Here is a 21,369-nt window from a genome sequence, read left to right on the forward strand (position 1 = left end):
CGCCATATACAATGACAGCCACGCTTGTTGTCCAACCTAATTCTCATTATAAATGTAATTGCTTACAAAGGCTATTCCGGCAGAAATTATTGAGTCAGCCAAATTGGATGGAGCAAATACGTGGCAAATATTCTTGAGGATTATGTTACCGATGTCTAAACCGGCTGTTGCTACAGTTGGAACTTTAGCTTTTATCGGAAGTTGGAATGATTATATTTGGCCTTTAATGGTTTTAACGGATAAGTCAAAATTTCCGATTCAAGTAGCAATTACAGCTATCAATAGTACGGAGCCGGTTTACACGAATCAAGTTATGGCTGTTTTAACAATATCCACCATTCCATTAATTCTTATCTATATAGTGGCTCATCGATATATTTTAGAAGGGATTGGTGGTTCAGGAACAGGTATTAAATAAGAAAAAATTAGGTTGTTGTTGCGAAACCATTAACTATGTATGGTTAATTTTTAAACCTAATGTCAACCGGTTGACATAAAAATATTGACTTGTGAAACCGGTTGACATAAAATGAATCTGAAAGTGCTTTCAGTTTTTGTTTCAAAGATTCTATATATCTAGTTAAAGGAGCAACAAGCAAGAATTAAATTTAAGTGGATCAGACACAGGTTTGATTTTCTCTGTAAACGCTGTCTTCGCATTGTGTATACAGCCTGTATATGGTTATATCTCCGACAAGATAGGTCTAAAGAAAAATATATTATCTTTTATTAGTTTACTGCTTGTATTTGTAGGACCATTTTATATTTATATATATGGGCCACTTTTAAAATATAATGTGATTTTAGGTGCAGCTGTGAAAGCTATTTATTTAGGAGTTGGTATTTCTGCAGGTATTGGCGCCCTTGAAACCTATGTTGAAAAAGTTAGCCGCAAATAGAATTTCGAATACGGAAAGTCTAGAATGTGGGGTTCGTTAGGTTGGGTGTCAGCAACTTTTTTTGCAGGTCAGCTATTTAATATTAATCCCAATATCAACTTTTGGGTGGCAACTGTTTCAGCAATTATCTTAGTTGCAATTATTTTATCAGTGAAAATAGAAGTCACAAACTATGAATGGGAAAAAGCTGAATTCGTTAAATTAAAGGATGTTGGACAACTTTTTCTTTTAAAGAAGTTTTGGTTTTTGATGATGTATGTGATTGGAGTAACATTAGTTTAATAAAATATTTAACTATAGTTAAGAATTTGTAGAAAAATTTATAATACAAGTAAGGATTAAAAGAAGGGATCTAAATGATGAAAACTGAAAAAGAGAAGATGTTAGATGGAGAAATGTATAACCCTGCAGATACTCAATTAGTAAAGGATCGGGAAAATGCAAGGCGGCAGGTTAGAATATATAATGAAACCTTAGAAACTGAAGGTGAAAAGCGTACTCAATTATTAAAAGAATTATTTGGTTCAACTGGGGAAAACGTATATGTCGAACCAAATTTCAGAGTGGACTATGGCTATAACATATTTGTTGGAGAAAACTTTTCTGCAAACTTCGATTGTACTATCTTAGATGTGTGTGAAGTGCGATTCGGAGATAATTGCATGCTTGCCCCTGGAGTACAAATCTATACAGCAACACATCCACTTCATCCAACTGAACGTAATTCAGGTAAAGAATATGCAAAACCGATTACTTTTGGAAACAATGTATGGATTGGAGGAAGTGCTGTAATAAACCCAGGAGTAACGGTAGGAGACAATGTTGTTATTGCATCTGGATCAGTAGTAACTAAAGACGTACCTAACAATGTAGTGGTAGGAGGAAATCCAGCGAAAATTATTAAAAAGATTGGAAATTAAGGTTGTAAGAATATTTTACTAAATTTTAGTAACAGTACTCTAAATGAAATTTGAATTTCTAACTTATTAGTTAATTGGTGATTAAATTGGATATATGGATGGGGAAAATTAGAGATTATAATCATTTGGGTCTTTATTTAGGGACCTATCAAGCAATTATAGAGAAACAAGATAAGATGCTTTATAAAATGACATTATCGTTTAATCCAGCATATACGCTAAAAAAGCAAGATGAAAATAAGTATTTAAAAGATAAAATATTGTACAGTTCAAGTGTAGAGGTACTTAAAAGAAAATTTAGAAATAAAATCCCTCTTTTAAAGAAATAAACAAAAGTAGTATGGATAAAAAGATGGGGAAATATTTAATTTTTCAAGTGAAAGGTCATGATGGCAAGAAATCTTATCTTTAAAGCTAGTTTTATTGGTCCAGGTGTAAACCAAACAATGATTTGCACTTTAAATAAATACAGAGTAAAAAAACTTAGAAGGGTATATCTTATGATATGTCCTTTTAGTGTGGTTAATTTTCATCTTTTTTTCACTATTAAATGATAAATTAATTGTTAATTATGCTGCAAAGCATTTTTTCATAGATATTTCCCTTTCCGTTTTCAAACTTACTTAAAAAAGGTGAGCTTTTTTTCTTATAATCTGCATTTTATTTACATAATGGGATTTATGGGTATAAATAAATCGTTCACAATTTCAAAAAAGTAATAAATATTGATTTGAAATATATACTAAATGAAGAAAAGGCACAGGAAAGTATAAAATAAAAATGGGGTTTATATCCAGGTTATTAAAAAACTTATCCCTAATGAGCATTGTTTAATTAAAAGGAGGAATTTTATATGGGTGATAAACAATCAAATGATTTAGAACAGGCATTAGAGAACAATACAGATGAAACCGAATTGGATGAATCTGAGAAAGAGTTTGTAACAAAGCCTACTAAGCCTTCTGATCCTTATCCGCATAAATATTATACTGGAGACGTTTCTATGGTTTCTAATGCTGCGCCAAGAAACGATAAAGAATAAAAATTTATTTTTGATATTCTGATACAACCATCGTACTTACTATAACAAAGGTTATATACATTTTTTTCTTATAGAAATATCTTATTCGATAGAGGATAATTATCTTATAAGGTATTTCTCACTCCATATATTAAGTCCTTGAAATCTATTTCGAGGGCTTTTTTTGTCGAAGCTTCATCATCATATATAAGATATATGAATAATTTTCCTCTCTTTATACAAACTAACGACGATACATAATCTAGTATAAGTAGGAGGAATTTTACATGATGGAAAATCAACTGGGTCAAACACATCAAAATATGCATACGGGAAATGTCCCTCCCCAAATGAACCACGGAGGACACGAAGTGTTTGATGTACAAGAAGTATTAACAGGAGCAATCGATACATTAAACACATACACATTATTAAGCCCACACGTAAAAGATCCAGAACTAAAGGATATTCTGAATCGCCAATATCAATTTATTCAACAGGAATATAACACAACAGTAGAATGCTTCAAAACAGGACAAGATCCTTCAACTCCTACACAGAGTTATAAAATGAAACAAGGCAATGATTTTGTTTATGGACTTAAGCCTTCTCAGCCTAAGAAACCATTACAATCTGCTTCAGAAATAACAGATGAGTGTATTTCTAGTCTCATGCTTGGTGCTGTAAAAGCATCAGCGCCTATGAAAACGATGGCGGCCCTTGAAACAACGAATCCTGTTGTACGCCGTGTATTAGCCGATTCTGTTCCAAATTGCATTGAGATGGCGTATGAAATTTCTCTTTATCAAAATAAACATCATTATTACCAAGTCCCACAGCTTGCTCAACAAGATATGCAGCAAATGGTCAATGCATTTGCATCTGCCCAAGGTGGATCGCAAATGCCAAATAATAATACTGCCCATTAACATAAAGAAGTGGCTAAAGACTGTATCCTTTAATTCAATATATACAGTAAAAAAACTCCTGATTGGCTTCAGGAGTTTTTCTATCTTTAGACAATAGTGAATACATATTTTTAGTTACCTTCATGTGACTTCCATTAATAAAAAAGATGTTTCCTAACAGATAGGAACATCTTTTTTACTAATGGAAATCTAATGATTAACAATCCGTGCTTTTTGACTTGTGAAGAGGCGGTGGAACTAACCAGCCTTTTTCTTTATTGAGGCGCAAGAACTTACCTCCAAGAGCTACTTTTTGCATATGGATTTGTGCAAACATGGCTGCAATATCTTCTCGAATAGATTGTCCAATTAATTGACTACAAGCAACTAGACCAGCAGCGATATCCATTGAGATGGCAGCAGCGACTTCTGGATCTTGAACACGTGCACCCACCGGAATATCATCTAAACAAGCTTCTGGACGTTCGGGTGGAGTTGGGGGTAAAGCCACACCATTCTCTTTTAACAAATTCTCTATACCTTTCATTTCTTGCTGGCATTGTTCAATTGTTTCTTGTACTAACTTATGTAGATCCTTGTCTCCTACATGATTTAGAAACGTTTGATAACCAGCTACTAACCCCTTTGAAGCAGAAAGAAACGACCATGTTCCAAATACTTCACCGTAATGCATCGGTTCATCTGTAGGATTTCCACTTAAAATACCCATTGTTATCCTCCTTAACATATTCATGATAATGTGCCACCTTTCTTTCTATGCACATGCTTAACATTTCCATATCTTGCTTTATTATTCTTTTAGGTAGACAAAATAAGGTTGATATGTGAATACTTTTCAGTATTTTAATCATACTAATCAAGATGCATAGATAAGCATCAGCCACACTACCCTTGTTATAAAGAGAGCTGCCTTCTTAGGTGGCTTTTTTGTTTTAACTTATCGATACTTTATTAAACTTCCTACTTGTAATCATAAAAGGAAGAATGGGGGTCCATTCTTCCTTCAGCCATCACGTTATAAGGTTGTCTTAGAAACGTCCACCGCCAAGTTGTTGCTCAGCCATTTGTACAAGACGTTTTGTGATTTCCCCACCTACTGATCCGTTTGCACGTGCAGTTGTATCAGCACCAAGGTTTACACCAAATTCGCTAGCGATTTCATATTTCATTTGATCGATTGCTTGTTCAGCACCGTATACTAATAGTTCGTTGTTGTTGCTGCTTTTGTTGTTTGCCATGTTGTGTCACCTCCTTGTTTTTCTTAAGTTTCCTATTATAGAAGAAGGACATACATGGTAATTAATGGATGGATAAAAACTTATCCATTAATCATACTAAAGAGTAGAAACAAATTACGCTGTAAAAAGTGGAATTACATGTTTCATTTCCTTGTTATAAAATCTATACACTTGCCATGTGTAAGAGAAAGAATGACACCTCGTTTGTCATTCTTTTTTCTATTGGTACGTATGTTTTTAAGCTAATGAATTAAACTATTAGAGATCCAAGGGATCAATTTCGTTGTAAGTCCATAACTAAATTCTCCTTAAAGTAGAACAAAAGACTGTCTCTTTTAGAGACAGTCTTTTGTTCGATAAACAACGGAAAAGTTACCTGCCAAAGACAGGTAACTAAAGCCATAAAGCGTATTAAATTTATATGTGCGCTTTCAAATTAACGAGAAGTACCTGATTGGCCTGAGAAACCACCAGCTAATTGTTGTTGAGCTGTAGCTACAAGACGTTTTGTGATTTCCCCACCTACTGAACCGTTTGCACGTGCAGTCGCTTCAGCACCAAGGTTTACACCAAACTCACTCGCGATTTCATATTTCATTTGATCAATTGCTTGTTCAGCACCACGTACTAATAAATCATTGTTATTACCACTGTTGTTTGACATATTATTTCACCTCCCTTGTGTGTATGCTTTTATCATATGTATTACGCAAGGATAGATACAAGGAAAGTATTAACTGAATAAAAGGTGGTGCAACTGTGATAATAAAGAAAGTGATGGATCTATTTCTCTCCGCAAATAATCGAAATACCTCCTTCACTTCCTTGTTATTTAAATTATAATTGCCATGTGGGAAGAGGATTGCAATCGCTATTGCAATCCTTTTTTAAAAGGTATCTCGTCAATTAAGAAAAAAAAGAAGAGTACTTTTCTATTTAGAAGAGTATCACAACGTCAAAGGTAACATATGTGTGCCAACTCATTGTACCACCATGTTTATTGGTAATTTGATGTATATTATGAAATATATATAGAAGACTATTCTAGAAGTGAAGTTCATTCACCAGCTACCTTCTTAAATAGAAACCCCTACTGATCTTATCAGTAGGGGTTTCTACGTCTAAATTTACAAGATAATCAAAATAAACTCACTATATGCTAAATAGTGAGTTTATTTTCTTCTCACCTGTGAATGTTGAGCTCCTAGGAAAGAAGATTTTTTCGAGCTTTAATTAAAATGTATGACCATCTTATTTTTAAAAGAACTACTTTAATATACAGTTTTTGCTTCAAACAAAAATCCTATATTTTGTTATATAAGGTGAACTTCTTGCTGTTTCATTGTATAACCCTTTATTTCGTAGGCATACTAATCTAGAGGTCAATATATGATTTCAAAACAACTTCTAAATAAGCACTATTTACGGAGAAAACTACTGATTAGGCACCAGTAGTTTTCTATTTTTTATACATAACTTCTTACTAAATTGAACAAACTATCTAAGACGCTGTGAAGCTTCCGTTTGGTAATCCTCACTTTTCGAGTTGACAGCATGCTACTCAAAAAACCTCCTGATACAAAAGCAATCAGGAGGTTTTTCGTTATGAATAAAAGACCAATGTTAAGCCATACTATTTATTACAGATACAGTTTCTAAGAAAAGTCTACCTCTGACAAATCAGGTAGACTTTTTTAATACATAAGCTGTCTATAATATGAGCAAACTACTCAAGATGCCGTAAGGCATTCTTCCTTTGATAAGATATGTGTAACAGAAAAAACTACTGAATAGCATGGTCAGTAGTTTTTCTGTTTTAGCTAAATAAGTGCTGCACTATTTTCAATACATTAATTATTATAGATGATTAGTCCTATCTTCGTAATTTTCCGCAAAGTAGGGTCTATGCAAAAAAATGAGCAATTATTAACACCCTGAGAAAATAAAAACAGCCCTCGTAAATGAATTCAAGGGCCTCTTACTAATTTATTTAGATAATACTTGCTTATGGGTTAAATCATGATGTAAGGCTGTATTAGGAACCTCAGGATTAGGAATCTGTCCTTTTGCTACAGGTTCCTTAAGATATACATATTCTCCACTTCCGTCAGGTGCGCTTCCAGTAGCCCATGGTCCTGCTTCAGATTCAGTTCCTTCTGAAAGATTCCAAAATTCATATGCTTCGGGTTGGGATTCTTTTTCAGCTTCAGGAGGGAAGGATGCTGGAACAACTACCCCATTTTTCTCTTCTAGTTCTTTTATGGCCTCCATCCACTGATATTGATGATAACGATCACGTGCTAGCATCTTTCGGAAAGTGGCACGTACACCTTCATCTTTTGTCATGTGATAAAGCCTAGCTACTTGAAGTCTCCCTTGGCTTTCTGCATGTAAGTTGGAACGCATATCTGCTAATAAATTTCCACTAGCAACAATATATGATCCGTTCCAAGGCACCCCATTTGAATTAGTAGGTAAACCGCCAAGTCCACTGACTAATAAGTGTTGGGGATTGATTCCACCCATAATAGCTGCAGTGGCAGGATCTTTAGCAGCTTCTGCTTGGTCCTCTGGAGAAGCACCGTCCAATAATTGACTGATAAGTGAACAGAGCATTTCTACATGTCCAATTTCTTCTGTTCCAATGTCCATTAACATATCTTTATATTTTTCTTCTCCACGACAGTTAAACCCTTGAAAGAGATACTGCATCATCACCGTCATCTCTCCAAATTGTCCACCTAATACCTCTTGGATTTGACGGGCAAGCATAGGGTCAGGACGATCTACTTTTACTTCAAATTGTAATTCTTTTTGGTGACGAAACATATTAACTCCTCCTTTAGGTTCTTTATATTGTTTAGTTTTTTCTCTTTTTTCCAGTACCCTGTTCTCATATGAGTTAATCGTTTGGTATTCATTTCTTGTGGTTCTAGTAAGAAAATAGATAATAAAACCTATTAAAGCTACTAAAATCGTGAGAAAGATACTTGGGGGAAAATATGATGTATCTATCTTGAAGGGCAAGGTTTAGAAAAAGAAGACTACTGTATAGGATCAGTAGTCTTTCTTTATTTTCAAGCTATGTATCATGTACACCTCTAGCTAAACTAATGTACTTTTAAAGATACAGATTGAGAAGAGAATCAAAGCGATTCGTCGCAAGTTCAAGCTAAATAATACAAGGGCATTCCCTCCTGGGAAGAAAGCACCCCATATCAATTAAAACTAGGATAATATATCCTAGAGGCACTTTAGCCGTTAAGTAGGGGGACGATACAATTCGATGCTAGTCATTTAAAAAATTTATAAGTATTAAAAAAAAAGACATAATATAAAAAGCCTTATTTTAATAGAGGGAGGAAATATTAAAATGATTAGTATTAAAAAAGATACGAACACTTTTTATATAGGAGAGCAGGGGAAAAAAGATGCAGAAATACATTATGTTCCAACTGGAAAGGATAAAATTATAGTGGATCACACATTTGTTTCAGAAAGTCTGCGAGGTCAAGGAGTGGGAGAGGCATTAGTTAAAGAAATAGTCGAATTTGCCCGCGAAGAGGGAAAAAAGATTATCCCATCGTGTTCTTTTGTGAAAAATAAAATTGAGCATAATGAAGATTATCATGACGTTTTAGCAAGATGATTATGTCCCTATTAAGTCGACAGTAGTAGAAAGTCTTCTCCTTCAGCTTTCATGATAGTAGTTGGTAGGAAGATGAATAAGAATCCTGTATATATAATGTATTTCCGGTTTACGTAAAATGTATTTTCGGAACCCCTATTAAAAGTAATTTATACTCGAATCTTATACGGACGGATAATTACTAGTATTTTGAGCAAACTAGCTATATGTAGAATTCCTAAAGGAAATCCACCTCTGACAAATCAGGTGGGTTTTTCTTTTTGATACATATGTTATTGATAATTTGAGCAAACTACTGAAGATGTATAAAATCATCATGACTACTTCTAATTACGTCACGAAAAAGGCTATTGGTCCCTGATGAGCCAGTAGTTTTTTTCTGTTTTCAATAAGGATTACCAAAACGAAAACACCCTGACTATATTTTAAATAGTCAGGGTGTTTTCCCTCTACTTTTGAAGGTTTAGTCCCAAAAGAAGATTAGCTTTTCCGAGTTCTATAGTATATGAAAATCAGCAGTAGTTAAGAACCAGTATTTATAATACAAAATGAATTTGCGTAAACTATCTACGATGCTATAATGCATTAAATAAATACACCTCGTATAAAGCCAGTGAAAGAACCACTTTTTCAACTGGTTTTATATATTGGAACTGGTTATAAAAAGAATAAACGTACATATTCTTATAACAAGAAGTAAAATTAACTTCGGGGTTTTATAAATGAACTAAAAGAAAGTCTACTGGGGATCTCAGTAGACTTTCTTTTTTATTATGTATAGTTACTGACTATGTTAAGCAAACTACTCAAGAGAGGTATCACTTTTAATACCTTGATACGTTACTGAAAAAACTCCTGGTCAACAGCAGGAGTTTTTTCTCTTTTTAAGCTGTATACGATATGCATTGCTAGTTAACATAATGTCTCTTTCCGGTACACACCACCAAAAAGAACCCTTGGGAGACAAGGGTTTCAAAACAGCCACTTTTTACAGAGTATGCAGCTTTTTATACATCGTTGATATGACAGCTTTTCTTAGGATTATGAATGACCTAAAGATGAATAAAAAGTGCACCTTTTATTCATATGCTATAAGCCCCTGAAATAGTATGGTTATAAAAAAGCTACTCTTCCTTGCCAAAAGGACCGACAAACATCTTTTATTTTAAATTTATATTTCAAGTTATGAAAACTAATATCTGTTAATTTATATATATATCTTTTCCCTATCTGACTTCTATTTACCCATCATTAGATAGGGTCTTTTTTTATAATTGTAATTTGTGAGCCACGATTATTAATTAAAATCCATTGATATTTTTTGGTATAATTAGTTATTAAACTAAATAAACGGGAGTGTTACAAATAATTGGAAAGATTATTATTAGTGGATGATGAAGTAGGGCTATTAGAGATGATGGATACAGCTCTAAATCTCGAAGGTTTTCACTTAGTAGATAAAGCTACTACTTCTCATGAAGCTTTAAATTATGTTCGACAACATCAATATTCTGTAATTTTATTAGACGTTACTTTACCTGATATGGATGGATATTTATTGTGCGCCAGAATAAGAGAAGTAACAAATACACCTATAATGTTTCTTACAGCTAGAACCTCTGATTTAGATGTTCTCACCGGTTTAAATGTAGGTGGAGATGACTACATTACCAAGCCATTTAAACCACTAGAGGTAATCGCACGAATCAGAGCGAAAATTAGAAGGGAACAAAATTATAGAGAACCAGATAAATCTGAACGATTAGAGTATAAATATGGTTTTTTAACCCTTAATTTAGCTAGTGGGCAACTTTTTGTTAAAGGTTGTGAAGTGCCCTGTACTGCTAAAGAATTGAAATTATTAACTTTCTTTTTTAAGAATCCAAATTATATTATTAGTACACAAGATTTGTACGAGAAGATTTGGGGAAATGAGAGCTTAGGAGATACTAATACAGTAATGGTTTATATTAATCGGATTAGGAAAAAGATTGAACAAATGCCCAATAATCCCGAGTTATTAATCAATGTCAGAGGTTTAGGATATAAATTTATACCCCCTAAGGGTGAACGGGCTTGAAAATAAGAGTAAAGTTTATCCTTTTATTTCTAATTAATTTATTTTTACTTTTAAACCTTGTATACTTTGGATTTGCTTTAGTTAACTCATTTAGTTTGGATTTAATTGATTTTTTTATAGAGGATCATACATTAAACGAGAAGATTAGTAATTTTATTATTAAATATCATACATTGATAATACTGACCTTAGTAATCTTTAGCTATGGTTGGATATTGAGCAACCCTTTATTCCATATATTAGAGTGGATTAATTACCTATCTCAGGATAAATATGAAGAGCCAATGGGCAAGAATGGTTTATCCAGAAGTGTTTCTCCAAGGACAAAAAATGTAAAATATACATTTGTTCTATACAAAAACATTTTAAACCAGTTACAGTACTTAACTAATTCCCTAAAAGAAAGCAAAAGAAAAGACAAAGAGATTGAGAAGAAGAAAAGAGAGTGGGTAGCAGATATTGCCCATGATTTAAAAACTCCACTTTCTTATATAAAAGGTTATTCCTCTATGCTCTTATCTAGTGATAAGTGGACTGAAGAAGATCGAATTTTATTTTTAAAGAAAATAGAAGAAAAAACGGAATACATGGAGACTTTATTACAAGATTTAAATGATACATTTAAATTTGAGTATCAGAGTGAAGATATAGTTAAACAAGAACAGGATATAATAGCTTTTGTTAAAAAGATCGTTATTGAATTTGCTAATAATCCATCAGCTACAGATTATAAAATTGAGCTTTTTAATGAAATGGACGAAGAAGAGTTTTACTATTCGTTTAGTGCTCCTTTACTCCAACGTGTGTTAAATAATTTACTTGGAAACGCTATTGTACATAACCCTAAAGAAACGAATATTAGTGTTGTAATAAAGGTAGAATCAAATATTTTAATGGTTATTGTTAAAGACGATGGAGTAGGAATTCAAGAAGATATTAGAAACCATATATTTGATCGTTATTATAAAGGTAATTCTGTAGCTAAGAAAGGCTCAGGATTAGGCTTACATATTTCTAATCAGTTTATAGAGGCGCACGGAGGTAATATAAAACTTGAAAACAATGTAGAGACTGGAACTTCATTAAAAATATGTCTCCCACTTTGAATATATAAAGATTTAGGATGTAGATAGAAGATATAAGTTATATTAATTTTAAAAATCACTCGCAATAACTGCTTTAATCATTTTAGATCTTGCTAAGAATTAAGCGTTAGTATTGACTTATTGAAAGACCTTTTATTTTTCAATAGACAAGACCGTTCTAAATTTAGAACGGTCTTGTTTATTATGTTACCCCTTCTCTTATTTCCTGGATTTATTACAAAATAATTTAATTTTTAAGGTTATGTTAAGGTTGTTTTTCTTCTCTGTTTAACTCCACAATCTATAATACCCTTGGGGTGATTAAATTGAATAAAATTATTGAAACCACTAATTTGGTAAAAAAGTATAAGAAATCAAAGGTAGTAAATCAACTAAACTTATCTGTAGAACAAGGAGATATCTATGGTTTTTTAGGCCCTAACGGTGCTGGTAAGACAACAACCATTCGTATGCTATTAGGATTAATTAAGCCTACTTCAGGGGACGTTAGAATTTTCGGGAAGAATTTGTTGGAAAACAGAATTAGTATTTTAAGCGAAGTAGGATCTTTAGTTGAATACCCTTCATATTACGGGAACTTAACAGGTTATGAAAATTTAGAAGCAATCCATAAATTATTACGTATTAAAGATAAAAACCAGATTAACGAAGTACTTAATATTGTTGGATTAATGAAAGCAAAAGACAAACTAGTAAAAAACTATTCATTAGGGATGAAACAACGTTTAGGAATTGGACTTGCTTTGCTTAATTCTCCCAAACTATTAATCCTTGATGAGCCAACTAATGGACTAGACCCTGCAGGTATACAAGAAGTTCGAGAGTTAATTAAAGGGTTACCTTCCAGTTATGGAATTACAGTTATGATCTCTAGTCATTTACTAAGCGAAGTTGATCAAATGGCCAACAAAGTAGGCATTATAAATGAGGGAAACTTAATTTTTCAAGATCATATCCAAGAATTAAGACAGAAGAGTGCTTCCAAAATCAACATAAGGGTTAACGATCCAAATTTAGCTCAAACAATTTTGAATAAAGAGGGATGGAATGTATTCCTTAATGAGAACAAAGAAATAGTACTTAATGAAAATGAAGATAGTAAAATCGCATATATTGCCGATACGTTAATGCGTCAACAGTTAGCCATATATCGAATACAAGAAGAAAAACAATCTTTAGAAGATATTTTCCTCCAAATTACACACAAAGGTGGAAGAGTATCGTGAATAATGTTATACATTCAGAAAAAATGAAATTGAAGAGAACCTTTATCACACCGGTTACTTTAATTTATCCTCTTGGAATTGTTATGCTATCCTTTTTACTTATACTGATGCAAAAAAATAATTTTATGGAAAGAAACTATAATATGTGGGATGCAATGGTAGTGATGACTCAATTTGTTATTATGTTTTTAATTCCTCTTGCTATCACAATTATAAGTTCGAATTTGATTAATGTAGAACACCAAACAAATTCATGGAAATTTTTATTTACTCTTCCAGTAGGTAAATCTCAATTTTATTTTAGTAAGCTTTTTTATTTATTAAAATTATGTTTTTTTTCAGCATTAATCATCTTTATAGGTTTTATTCTAATTGGGAAAACTTTAGGTTTTAGTGGAGGAGTGCCTTATTTACTTTTGTTAAAAGCTGCTTTTTTGCCCTATCTAGGATCTTTTCCTATCATTACTCTTCAATTATGGATGTCAATACAATTTAAAAATCAAGCATTTCCAATTGGTATTGGTATTTTAGGAGCAATTTCTACGTTTTTTTTACAAATGAATGACAGTACGTCATATCTATTCTGGGCTTATCCGGCTATAATGACGCCAGTTAAGTTATCGATTACAAATGGTTCTTTAGGGGACATTGTAACCAATGATGGGTTGGTACTATATACAACATTGAGTATTATTTTTGGCCTGTTATTTTTGCTCATAGGATTAAGTAAGTTCAATAAACAACAAGTAGACTAGGAGGGACTACCTTATGTTTCGTGATTACCTTATGTTTGAATGGTTTAAATTAAAAAGACAAAAAATATGGATATTATTAATGGTAGTTCCTTTTATCAGCGTAATCCTGGGATTGGCGAGTTTTTTAGGGAACTATGATGTATTAATGGATGAAAAAGGGGATAATGGCTGGCTAGAATCTTGGACACAAATCACTTTATTTTATGGTATGTTACTTCTGCCTATCTCTTCGGGTATTTATGCAGCCATGGTTTGTAGAACTGATCATCTAAATGGTGGGTGGAAATTACAATTTTCTTTACCTATCTCTAAAGGCACTATTTATTTATCTAAACTAACTATAATATTATTACTAATACTTTTAATGCAACTGTTCTTAGTTTTATTTTACCTTATTGGAGGCACTATAATTCATATTGATAATCCTATTCCTGTCACTTTTATTCTATCCGCAATTCTTCTAAGCTGGCTAGGGACTTTTTCTTTATCTGCAATTCAATTGTGGTTATCATTTAAAATTAAAAGCTTTGGGATACCATTAGGTATTAATATCTTCTTATCATTCTTAGTTTTTGCAGCGTATACATCTAAGTGGGGTATGCTTTATCCCTGGGCTCAACCGTCATTTGCTATTTCCACACCAGATGAGAGTCCAATTCAATCGTATCCTATATTTACAGGTGTAGTATTTATAACTTTCTTGATTTTTGTAACCATAACATCTTTTCGCTTTAAAAGAGCAGATGTAGAAAATTAATCTTACTCATAGAAGGGAAAGAAAAATAAAAGTGAAACCTACAGAAAAAAATGAAGGTTATCAAAAGAAATTGAAAATAATGACAAGAAGCGCTGCAGTATTCTTTTTTCTGCTAGCAGTATATTATTTAACATGGAGTTTTGTAAGAGAAGAAAGTTTCTCAAGCGTGATAATATATCCTATTGCTATTTCATTAGTTATTATTGCAATTGAAAAACTTATATTTGAGAAAAAGTCTTTTATTATTTATTTAATTGCCTCAGTTCTTTTATTTGGAGCAGGCATTACATTTATATAAATACAATATAGTCAGCTGATAATTGCCTTATAAGGAGAGCCCGCGTCATTTTGATGCAGGCTCTTTTTATTCTCTATATTAATTTACAGGTTAGTGTAACAAAAATGGTCATTTTTATTACAATTGCATTGTCATTAATTAACGGTGTTATGGAGCATTGTTTAATAATAGAAAGATAGACCCTTTTCGTAGGGGGAGTGCAATAGGCAAAACTTGAATTATAAAAAATAAGATTTGGTAATTATCCCTATAAGTGAAGAGTGTTCAAAAAAGTATACGTTTACGGACTTTTCTTTTACATAAGAAATCTATCATTTTCATCGTTCGTTTAAGTTCGAAAATAAATTACGAACGTATTCTAAAACACACAAACTTTTACGAACGTCTTTGGTAGAAAAAGACGATAAAAAAATAAAATTAGTGTAAAAATAGAAATAGAAGAAACTAGTCAAAAATAAGCCTTTGCTCAAGAGAGCAAAGGCTTATTTAATTACTACTATTAATAGTAACGTAGTAAAAATAGAAGGGAATTCCTTGACGCAAACTAGATAAAAAATCTCTAATTCTCATCACGATTATTCTCTGCTTATTCATGATTAAACTTTTTATTAGCAATCCAATAATTTGTTATAAAGAGTGTCAATAAAATCCAAACGCATGTCAGTAGTAAGTTACCTACTGCATTTGAATTTACTAATCCCGTAATTAGTGTTTCCATTGCATGCTTACTCATACTGGCTGGATTTAATTGATCCACTATTGGGTTCAAACCAACGATTATCCTGCAGCCTATAAGGAAAACAATTGAAATTAATGCGATAATACCTTGACTGTGAAAGATAGCACTTGTCATTGTCGTGAAAGATACGATAAAAAGAATCCATACGAGATAAAATATTAATCCAGTAATCATTTGTGAAAATGGAACTGCAGTAAAAAGATAATTTACATATAGGTAAGAAGTAAAGTATCCAATTGTTACACTAAAAGCTGCCATTAAGTAATTTGATACCATTTTTCCTCCTATATATGAAGGTACAGTAACAGGGCGTGTTAAAATAAAGGCCAGCATACCATTGGCTTTATCTGTTTGAATGATACCCATCATAGAAATTGCAAGAACCATAAGACCAAGCTGATCAAACTGAGATCCTAAAGTACTTGCCAATACTTGGCCTCCTTTTTGTGCTGTCATACTTGGATCAATAGTAATTCCCTGACTACCGCCTAATGCTTTTAGAATGGCTGGCAAGTAATGAGTTAATATTGGCTGCGTTGCCCCTAAAAATATAAAAACAATCGGTAGCCAAATCACCTTAAAATCACGTAGCATTTGAACATATTCTTTTTTTATCAGTACAATCAAATTCTTCATTTCTGCACCACCAATTTTAAGAAGATTTCTTCTAAAGTATCGTTATTCATTTCAAATTTAACGATGTCCACTTTATGTTCGAGTGCATTTTGTAGCAATGAAGCTTTATTTTCTTCGATACTTTCAACCTTTACTTTGACTTTAAGCCCAACAACTTCTATGTCCTTCACGTAAGGCAATTTCTTTATAGTGTCCACCCACTTTCGATCCTTCGCTGTAATTTCCACTATTAACTTATTTTCGCTATTGCGATTTAAAAGGTCGGTAATTTTTGTATCTTCTATTTTTGTTCCATCTTTCATAATGACAAATCGTTCACAAATTTCTTCAGCATCGCTTAATATGTGTGTTGATAATAAAATGGTTGTATCTTTTTTTATTTCTTCAATCAGGTTTAAAACTTCTCTTCGACCGAGTGGATCTAATGCTGATACCGGTTCATCCATGACAATAAGAGAAGGTTTATGTAGTAAGGCTTGTGCTATACCGAGTCGTTGTTTCATTCCTCCAGAAAATGTACCAACCTTTGAATTTTCTTCGCCCTTTAGCCCAACTTTTGTCAGAATCTCCGGTATTGAGGTTGTTAATACTTCTTTTTTCAATCCCGAAAGTTGCCCCATAAACGTAAGAGTTTCTCTTGCTGTCATCCAATGAAAAAAATTAGGGTACTGTGGTAGGTAACCAATTTCTCTTTTCATTTTAGATATTTTTTTCCCATTCAATAAAACTTCACCAGAATTTGGATCAATGATATCTGAAATCACTTTTATTAATGTGGATTTGCCTGCTCCATTTGGCCCAATTAACCCGACACATTCCCCCGATTTCAGTTCCATCGAGAAATTATTGACAGCAATTTTCTCTTTAAATAATTTTGTTACATTTATAATCTCTAATTTCAAGAGTTCTCACCATCCTTTCTCCCTATAACAAAGTAAAGAATAGGTCCAAGTGTATTAACGAAAAGAATAATTAGGGCCCATATAAGGACATTTTCTCTTATCTTTCTATTTCGGTATAAATCAATTAGTGCAATTAAAACTAAAAGCGCCCCCACTGCAATAACTGGCAATATAACGGGCAGAAAAGTCATAAAATCAAGGTCTTTAAGGTCGTTTAATCCATAATGTAGTTGCATTTTCAACATTCCTTCCTAATCTCATTATCATTATTAATAATGATAAATTAAATGTGGATTCGTTGCAATCATTATTCTCATTATTTATAATAAGAATTAAATTTGATAAATAATTAGGTGATTGGATGAGTACTAAAGTTGAAATATTAATGCATCCGGTAAGAATAAAAATTTGCCAAGCATTAATGAGAAATAGAGAAAATGGGTTAACACCATTAGAGATGGTAAAGATTCTCAAAGATGTACCCCAAGCAACTCTATATAGGCATCTTCAAATTATGTTTGATTCTGGTATTGTTTGTGTGATTAAAGAAAAAAAAGTAAAATCTGTTTCTGAAAAATATTACGCTATAAATGAAGAAGAGGCAAAAATTGACGGAAGTGAGTGGAGAGAACTATCTAGCAAGGAAAAGTTAGACTACATTTCGTATTATCAATTATCACTTATGACACAGTATCAAAGTTACCTTAAGAAATTAGGCGAACAAAACAGCCAAGAGGATGGTGCTACTTTTTCTGTAGTGGAATTACAGATAGATGAGGAACATTTTACACAATTTCAAAACGAATTAAACGAATTAATGACTAAATACTACCATAACCAGAGTAAGGGAAACGAAAAAGAAGCACCAGTTCGCACCATCGCTATTACAATTATTCCAGAAACTTAAACTAAGTGAATGTTTAGGGGGATTTGGTGATTAGAATACTAGACAAGAATCCATTATTTACTCGACAGTCAATTAATTGATTATGGTAGCTTCAAAACTTATAAAAGTATAGGTCGATGATTCCTTAGCGTGGGGAGAATCGGCCTTCTTTTTGTCCAATTTTGCTAGGCTTATGTTTTTCGCTTTTGTTAGCAGGGACCCTTACAAGAAGTCGTAAACAAACAACTAGAAGTCCTTTAACCTGTTTTAGCAAAAGATTAAATGGAACAAATCAATTTTACATTGTTTGAAGCCTTACATACAAATAAGCAAGTATATCTTACATATTATAAGAACGGGCAACGTATAACCGAAACAGGATTCATACAATTTGTTGATTCCCTGGGGAATTTGTTTGTTTTTATCGATGAAGTATTTGAATTAAAAAACAAAATGAAGTTAAGTGAACTAATTGATGTTCGTTTCACATAAAATAATTTCACCTTCAATTTTTGTGGTAATCTAATAAAAGTCAATTAGAAAAGAGTGATCAACATGGAGGAGAAACCGCAGTAAGAAACAGATCTTGATAAAGTGTATGAATGCGCTGAATATCCAGATAAGGTTTAAATAGAATAAACTAATAAGAGGATATTATGTTCAATATACGAGCATATATCCTCTTTTCTTATAAGTATTAGATTCGTTATTTAGATACTATACATATAGTTTAATATGTATAGATTATAAAGAATCTTAAGTTTGTTGCAAATGGGAGCGTGATGAGGTCTTCAGATTGGGCATTAACATGATTAAGGGGGTGAGTGGTATGAGTTTTGTAACTTTGTAATAAGTGATATTAAGCAATCGGACCAGTTTATGCATAATCGGAAACATTACTTTGGGTAAAATGAAAACATCAAAAAAATTGGAGGATTCATATATGACAGTTGAAGGTAAGGATGATATTGACGGGCTTAAGGAAATCGGCAGAATCGTTGCTTTAACAATAAGTGAAATGAAAAATCAGACACGTGCCGGAATGACGACCAAAGAATTGGATGAAATCGGGGGACGTTTTTTAAGAAGATATGGTGCGGTCTCTGCACCAAAGATAACCTATAATTTTCCCGGTAACACATGTATTAGCATTAACCATGAAGTTGCTCACGGAATACCGGGGAATCGGAAGATTCAAGAAGGTGACCTAATAAATATTGATGTCTCTGCTGAGTTAAATGGTTACTTTGCCGATGCAGGTCATTCCTTTCAGATTCCTTTATATAACCCTTCTGTAACACGTCTCTGTCAATACACACACAATACCATGATGAAAGTTATTTCTTCACTTAAACATGGGGTGAGATTGAATGAAATCGGAAGAATTATTCAAAATGAAGCCCAAAAAGGTGGTTACAAGGTAATTACGGATCTTTGCAGTCACGGTATTGGAAGGTCTTTACATGAGGCCCCTGAAGATATTTTACCTATCTATGACAAGGGTGATAAACGGGTATTGAAAGAAGGTATGGTTATTACTATTGAGCCTTTTTTATCAACTGGAGCAGAGTATACAGTTGTAAGTTCGGATGGGTGGACTTTATGTGTGCCCGATAATAGTCATTGTGCACAATATGAGCACACAATAATTATTACAAGGGATCAACCAATAATTACAACGATAGCTTAGATATTGTTTTCAGATGTTAGGCCAATAGGTGTTTAAGGAAGTTCATCAACCGGGCGTGTTTGTTGAGCAAAGATTAAAAGGTTAATACCTATTATTCATGTGCAATATGTATCAACTTTCATTTTCTATGTTTTTTTCGATTTGGGTCTTGATAATAAGGTCAGTGGCAGATGCGACAACTGCAATTCATCTTACTTCAAAAGTTCTGTAAAAGGTGGTATTTTCTTACGCGAATGTCGGGAATGAGGCATGAAGAAAAGTATCTAAATATAGAGGATTATATAGTAAAAGGAGAAGGGTTTTTACTCTTCTCCTTTTTATGGAGATGTAGTTGTGTTTACTCATTTTTAGAATCTAAAATATATACCTTACTACACTGCCGATGCCTTTTATTACAATCTACTTTAGAAGTTAAGGCAGCCTTTGATTGCTCTTCTATTACCCTCTAATGATCACCTACTACTGCCTGTTCTGTCATCGTGAGAGTACGAAGTTTCCGAGGAATAAAAGCTCTTATCTCTTCTTCTTTATATCCGATTTGCATTATTTTACGATCTTGTATGATAATAGGGCGTTTAAGTATAAAAGGATGGTTCTTTATCAAATCATACAGACCCTGTAACGACAGTGCATCAATCTCTATATTTAACTTTTGAGGGATCTTTGACCTTGTAGAAATAATTTCATCTGTACCCTTTTCTGTCATACTAAGAATATTTTTAATCTCATCTTCTGTAATAGGTTCATACGATAGATTTCTCTCAATATAATCAATTTGATGTTCCTCAAGCCAAGCCTTTGCTTTTCGGCAAGAAACGCAGCTGGTTGTCGTATATAGATTAATCATTTTTTACACCTCGTCTATATGTATTTTTTCTATCTTTAATTAATCAATGTAAATAAAAGTATATAGATTTCTAATAAGTAAAAGCCACTTGTATACTACAAGTGGCTTTTTGCTACGTTGAACACATTAGATAATTCACGTATTATTTCCATCACTATTATAACATAGTTTGTGCATCTGTTTAATAAATTTTCGGTCTTAATATGACTAAAAATTTGAGATATATGATTAAGAACGATACTAATCTTCTATATTTTATAACAAGGAAATGAAACATATAATTCCACTTTTTACAGCGCAGCAAGTGTTTTAAAGAAGGAGATTAAAATGATGTAAAATTGGAGGATAATCAAGCTTTATCTTTAATAGTGAGGTGTTTAAAAATAAAGGCCAAGTTTATCTTACATGACTACTTACTCCTCACGTACTGCAGTATGTCAAACAGAGGAATGAAAAAGTAGCGACCATTCGCCAGTCTGCCAGTGCAATACATAGGATTACAGGAAGTCATAAACAATCAAGCAGAAGTACCTCAACCTCTTTTAACAGAAGAGCAAATGGAACAAATTAATTTCATATTGATTGAAGCATTACATACAAATAAACAAGTTTATCTTACATACTACAAAAAGGGACAATGTATTACAGAAAAGGGACTCATCCAATTTGTTGATTCCCTGGGGAATTTGTTTATTTTTATCGATGAGGTATTTGAATTAAAGAACAAAATGAGGTTAAGTGAACTAATTGATATTCGCTTTACATAAAATAATGTCACCTTCACTTTTTGT

24 protein-coding genes and 2 pseudogenes are annotated in these 21,369 nt (G+C 32.7%); 18 read left to right on the plus strand and 8 right to left on the minus strand.

Going from position 1 to position 21,369, the window contains the following annotated elements; genetic code table 11:
* Positions 1-58: 58 nt before the first annotated feature.
* From SB717_RS27495 to SB717_RS27520, 6 genes and pseudogenes are all read left to right on the plus strand, one after another.
* A complete protein-coding gene (locus tag SB717_RS27495) occupies positions 59-418 on the plus strand; it encodes a carbohydrate ABC transporter permease (protein WP_410905732.1) in 360 nt (119 codons plus the stop codon).
* 178 nt (positions 419-596) lie between these two features.
* Positions 597-1,178 (plus strand): annotated as a pseudogene (locus SB717_RS27500) (MFS transporter); the annotation flags it as partial.
* An 80-nt stretch (positions 1,179-1,258) separates the two neighbouring features.
* Positions 1,259-1,819, plus strand: coding sequence for a sugar O-acetyltransferase (locus SB717_RS27505; RefSeq protein WP_410905796.1), 561 nt, complete (start codon positions 1,259-1,261; stop codon positions 1,817-1,819).
* Between the two features lie 86 nt (positions 1,820-1,905).
* Complete coding sequence (locus SB717_RS27510) at positions 1,906-2,148, plus strand: hypothetical protein (RefSeq protein WP_410905734.1); 243 nt, start codon at positions 1,906-1,908, stop codon at positions 2,146-2,148.
* A 524-nt stretch (positions 2,149-2,672) separates the two neighbouring features.
* Positions 2,673-2,861, plus strand: coding sequence for a hypothetical protein (locus SB717_RS27515; protein WP_221791026.1), 189 nt, complete (start codon positions 2,673-2,675; stop codon positions 2,859-2,861).
* Positions 2,862-3,130: 269 nt separating this feature from the next.
* Positions 3,131-3,769: a spore coat protein gene (locus tag SB717_RS27520; RefSeq protein WP_410905798.1), complete on the plus strand. Its 639-nt coding sequence runs from the start codon at positions 3,131-3,133 to the stop codon at positions 3,767-3,769.
* A 196-nt stretch (positions 3,770-3,965) separates the two neighbouring features.
* Here SB717_RS27520 and SB717_RS27525 read toward each other — a convergent pair whose 3' ends face one another.
* The 4 genes from SB717_RS27525 to SB717_RS27540 all read right to left on the minus strand — a co-directional run bounded on the left by SB717_RS27525 (position 3,966) and on the right by SB717_RS27540 (position 7,836).
* Positions 3,966-4,478: a DUF3231 family protein gene (locus tag SB717_RS27525; protein WP_410905736.1), complete on the minus strand. Its 513-nt coding sequence runs from the start codon at positions 4,476-4,478 to the stop codon at positions 3,966-3,968.
* A gap of 319 nt (positions 4,479-4,797) precedes the next feature.
* Entirely contained in the window at positions 4,798-5,007 is a 210-nt protein-coding gene (locus tag SB717_RS27530) for an alpha/beta-type small acid-soluble spore protein (protein WP_013084404.1), read from the minus strand.
* A gap of 436 nt (positions 5,008-5,443) precedes the next feature.
* On the minus strand, positions 5,444-5,671 hold the full coding sequence (locus SB717_RS27535; RefSeq protein WP_061860437.1) for an alpha/beta-type small acid-soluble spore protein: 228 nt from the start codon (positions 5,669-5,671) through the stop codon (positions 5,444-5,446).
* A 1,322-nt stretch (positions 5,672-6,993) separates the two neighbouring features.
* Entirely contained in the window at positions 6,994-7,836 is an 843-nt protein-coding gene (locus SB717_RS27540; RefSeq protein ID WP_182007513.1) for a manganese catalase, read from the minus strand.
* Between the two features lie 544 nt (positions 7,837-8,380).
* Between SB717_RS27540 and SB717_RS27545 the strand changes: the two genes are divergently transcribed.
* The 7 genes from SB717_RS27545 (at position 8,381) to SB717_RS27575 (ending at position 14,878) form a co-directional block, all read left to right on the plus strand.
* Positions 8,381-8,656, plus strand: coding sequence for a GNAT family N-acetyltransferase (locus SB717_RS27545; RefSeq protein WP_410905739.1), 276 nt, complete (start codon positions 8,381-8,383; stop codon positions 8,654-8,656).
* A gap of 1,369 nt (positions 8,657-10,025) precedes the next feature.
* Positions 10,026-10,736 (plus strand): response regulator transcription factor, encoded by a 711-nt coding sequence (locus SB717_RS27550; protein WP_410905741.1) that lies wholly within the window; start codon positions 10,026-10,028, stop codon positions 10,734-10,736.
* Positions 10,733-11,842, plus strand: coding sequence for a sensor histidine kinase (locus SB717_RS27555; RefSeq protein ID WP_410905743.1), 1,110 nt, complete (start codon positions 10,733-10,735; stop codon positions 11,840-11,842). Before SB717_RS27550 ends, SB717_RS27555 begins: the two co-directional genes overlap by 4 nt.
* 305 nt (positions 11,843-12,147) lie before the next feature.
* A complete protein-coding gene (locus SB717_RS27560; RefSeq protein WP_410905745.1) occupies positions 12,148-13,068 on the plus strand; it encodes an ABC transporter ATP-binding protein in 921 nt (306 codons plus the stop codon).
* Positions 13,065-13,823, plus strand: coding sequence for an ABC transporter permease (locus SB717_RS27565; protein WP_410905747.1), 759 nt, complete (start codon positions 13,065-13,067; stop codon positions 13,821-13,823). Before SB717_RS27560 ends, SB717_RS27565 begins: the two co-directional genes overlap by 4 nt.
* A 13-nt stretch (positions 13,824-13,836) precedes the next feature.
* Positions 13,837-14,580 (plus strand): ABC transporter permease, encoded by a 744-nt coding sequence (locus tag SB717_RS27570; protein ID WP_410905749.1) that lies wholly within the window; start codon positions 13,837-13,839, stop codon positions 14,578-14,580.
* Between the two features lie 31 nt (positions 14,581-14,611).
* Entirely contained in the window at positions 14,612-14,878 is a 267-nt protein-coding gene (locus SB717_RS27575; protein WP_410905751.1) for a hypothetical protein, read from the plus strand.
* 586 nt (positions 14,879-15,464) lie between these two features.
* Here the strand turns inward: SB717_RS27575 and SB717_RS27580 are convergent.
* The 3 genes from SB717_RS27580 to SB717_RS27590 are packed head-to-tail and all read right to left on the minus strand — an operon-like array spanning position 15,465 to position 17,391.
* The gene (locus SB717_RS27580; RefSeq protein ID WP_410905753.1) at positions 15,465-16,253 is read right to left on the minus strand and encodes an ABC transporter permease; all 789 of its coding nucleotides are present in this window, start codon (positions 16,251-16,253) and stop codon (positions 15,465-15,467) included.
* Positions 16,250-17,155 (minus strand): ABC transporter ATP-binding protein, encoded by a 906-nt coding sequence (locus SB717_RS27585; protein WP_230185158.1) that lies wholly within the window; start codon positions 17,153-17,155, stop codon positions 16,250-16,252. The genes SB717_RS27580 and SB717_RS27585 overlap by 4 nt, the downstream gene beginning before the upstream one ends.
* Positions 17,152-17,391, minus strand: a complete 240-nt coding sequence (locus tag SB717_RS27590) for a PLD nuclease N-terminal domain-containing protein (RefSeq protein ID WP_053487859.1) — start codon at positions 17,389-17,391, stop codon at positions 17,152-17,154. The genes SB717_RS27585 and SB717_RS27590 overlap by 4 nt, the downstream gene beginning before the upstream one ends.
* Positions 17,392-17,516: 125 nt before the next feature.
* Between SB717_RS27590 and SB717_RS27595 the strand changes: the two genes are divergently transcribed.
* The 4 genes and pseudogenes from SB717_RS27595 to SB717_RS40285 all read left to right on the plus strand — a co-directional run.
* Positions 17,517-18,062, plus strand: coding sequence for a transcriptional regulator (locus tag SB717_RS27595; RefSeq protein WP_013059946.1), 546 nt, complete (start codon positions 17,517-17,519; stop codon positions 18,060-18,062).
* 261 nt (positions 18,063-18,323) lie between these two features.
* A complete protein-coding gene (locus SB717_RS27600) occupies positions 18,324-18,533 on the plus strand; it encodes a YolD-like family protein (protein WP_410905756.1) in 210 nt (69 codons plus the stop codon).
* Between the two features lie 451 nt (positions 18,534-18,984).
* Positions 18,985-19,731, plus strand: coding sequence for a type I methionyl aminopeptidase (gene map / locus SB717_RS27605; RefSeq protein WP_410905758.1), 747 nt, complete (start codon positions 18,985-18,987; stop codon positions 19,729-19,731).
* Positions 19,732-19,893: 162 nt separating this feature from the next.
* Positions 19,894-19,977: pseudogene (locus tag SB717_RS40285) on the plus strand (DUF8096 family protein); the annotation flags it as partial.
* A 199-nt stretch (positions 19,978-20,176) separates the two neighbouring features.
* On the opposite strand, the gene spxA reads toward SB717_RS40285, so the two are convergent.
* Complete coding sequence (spxA, locus tag SB717_RS27610) at positions 20,177-20,578, minus strand: transcriptional regulator SpxA (RefSeq protein ID WP_410905760.1); 402 nt, start codon at positions 20,576-20,578, stop codon at positions 20,177-20,179.
* A gap of 482 nt (positions 20,579-21,060) precedes the next feature.
* Between spxA and SB717_RS27615 the strand changes: the two genes are divergently transcribed.
* The gene (locus SB717_RS27615; protein ID WP_410905762.1) at positions 21,061-21,345 is read left to right on the plus strand and encodes a YolD-like family protein; all 285 of its coding nucleotides are present in this window, start codon (positions 21,061-21,063) and stop codon (positions 21,343-21,345) included.
* Positions 21,346-21,369: the final 24 nt, after the last annotated feature.

This window comes from Priestia sp. SIMBA_032 (assembly GCF_046535215.1).
In the GTDB taxonomy this organism is placed as follows: domain Bacteria; phylum Bacillota; class Bacilli; order Bacillales; family Bacillaceae_H; genus Priestia; species Priestia aryabhattai.

What these genes read in the sequence shown, in the direction of transcription:
- SB717_RS27595 (WP_013059946.1), top strand. Translation starts at nt 17,517, where the DNA reads ATGAGTACTAAAGTTGAAATATTAATGCATCCGGTAAGAATAAAAATT.
- SB717_RS27540 (WP_182007513.1), bottom strand. Translation starts at nt 7,836, where the DNA reads ATGTTTCGTCACCAAAAAGAATTACAATTTGAAGTAAAAGTAGATCGT.
- SB717_RS27530 (WP_013084404.1), bottom strand. Translation starts at nt 5,007, where the DNA reads ATGGCAAACAACAAAAGCAGCAACAACAACGAACTATTAGTATACGGT.
- spxA (WP_410905760.1), bottom strand. Translation starts at nt 20,578, where the DNA reads ATGATTAATCTATATACGACAACCAGCTGCGTTTCTTGCCGAAAAGCA.
- SB717_RS27520 (WP_410905798.1), top strand. Translation starts at nt 3,131, where the DNA reads ATGGAAAATCAACTGGGTCAAACACATCAAAATATGCATACGGGAAAT.
- SB717_RS27590 (WP_053487859.1), bottom strand. Translation starts at nt 17,391, where the DNA reads ATGCAACTACATTATGGATTAAACGACCTTAAAGACCTTGATTTTATG.
- SB717_RS27505 (WP_410905796.1), top strand. Translation starts at nt 1,259, where the DNA reads ATGAAAACTGAAAAAGAGAAGATGTTAGATGGAGAAATGTATAACCCT.
- SB717_RS27525 (WP_410905736.1), bottom strand. Translation starts at nt 4,478, where the DNA reads ATGGGTATTTTAAGTGGAAATCCTACAGATGAACCGATGCATTACGGT.
- map (WP_410905758.1), top strand. Translation starts at nt 18,985, where the DNA reads ATGACAGTTGAAGGTAAGGATGATATTGACGGGCTTAAGGAAATCGGC.
- SB717_RS27545 (WP_410905739.1), top strand. Translation starts at nt 8,381, where the DNA reads ATGATTAGTATTAAAAAAGATACGAACACTTTTTATATAGGAGAGCAG.
- SB717_RS27535 (WP_061860437.1), bottom strand. Translation starts at nt 5,671, where the DNA reads ATGTCAAACAACAGTGGTAATAACAATGATTTATTAGTACGTGGTGCT.
- SB717_RS27600 (WP_410905756.1), top strand. Translation starts at nt 18,324, where the DNA reads ATGGAACAAATCAATTTTACATTGTTTGAAGCCTTACATACAAATAAG.
- SB717_RS27515 (WP_221791026.1), top strand. Translation starts at nt 2,673, where the DNA reads ATGGGTGATAAACAATCAAATGATTTAGAACAGGCATTAGAGAACAAT.
- SB717_RS27570 (WP_410905749.1), top strand. Translation starts at nt 13,837, where the DNA reads ATGTTTCGTGATTACCTTATGTTTGAATGGTTTAAATTAAAAAGACAA.
- SB717_RS27580 (WP_410905753.1), bottom strand. Translation starts at nt 16,253, where the DNA reads ATGAAGAATTTGATTGTACTGATAAAAAAAGAATATGTTCAAATGCTA.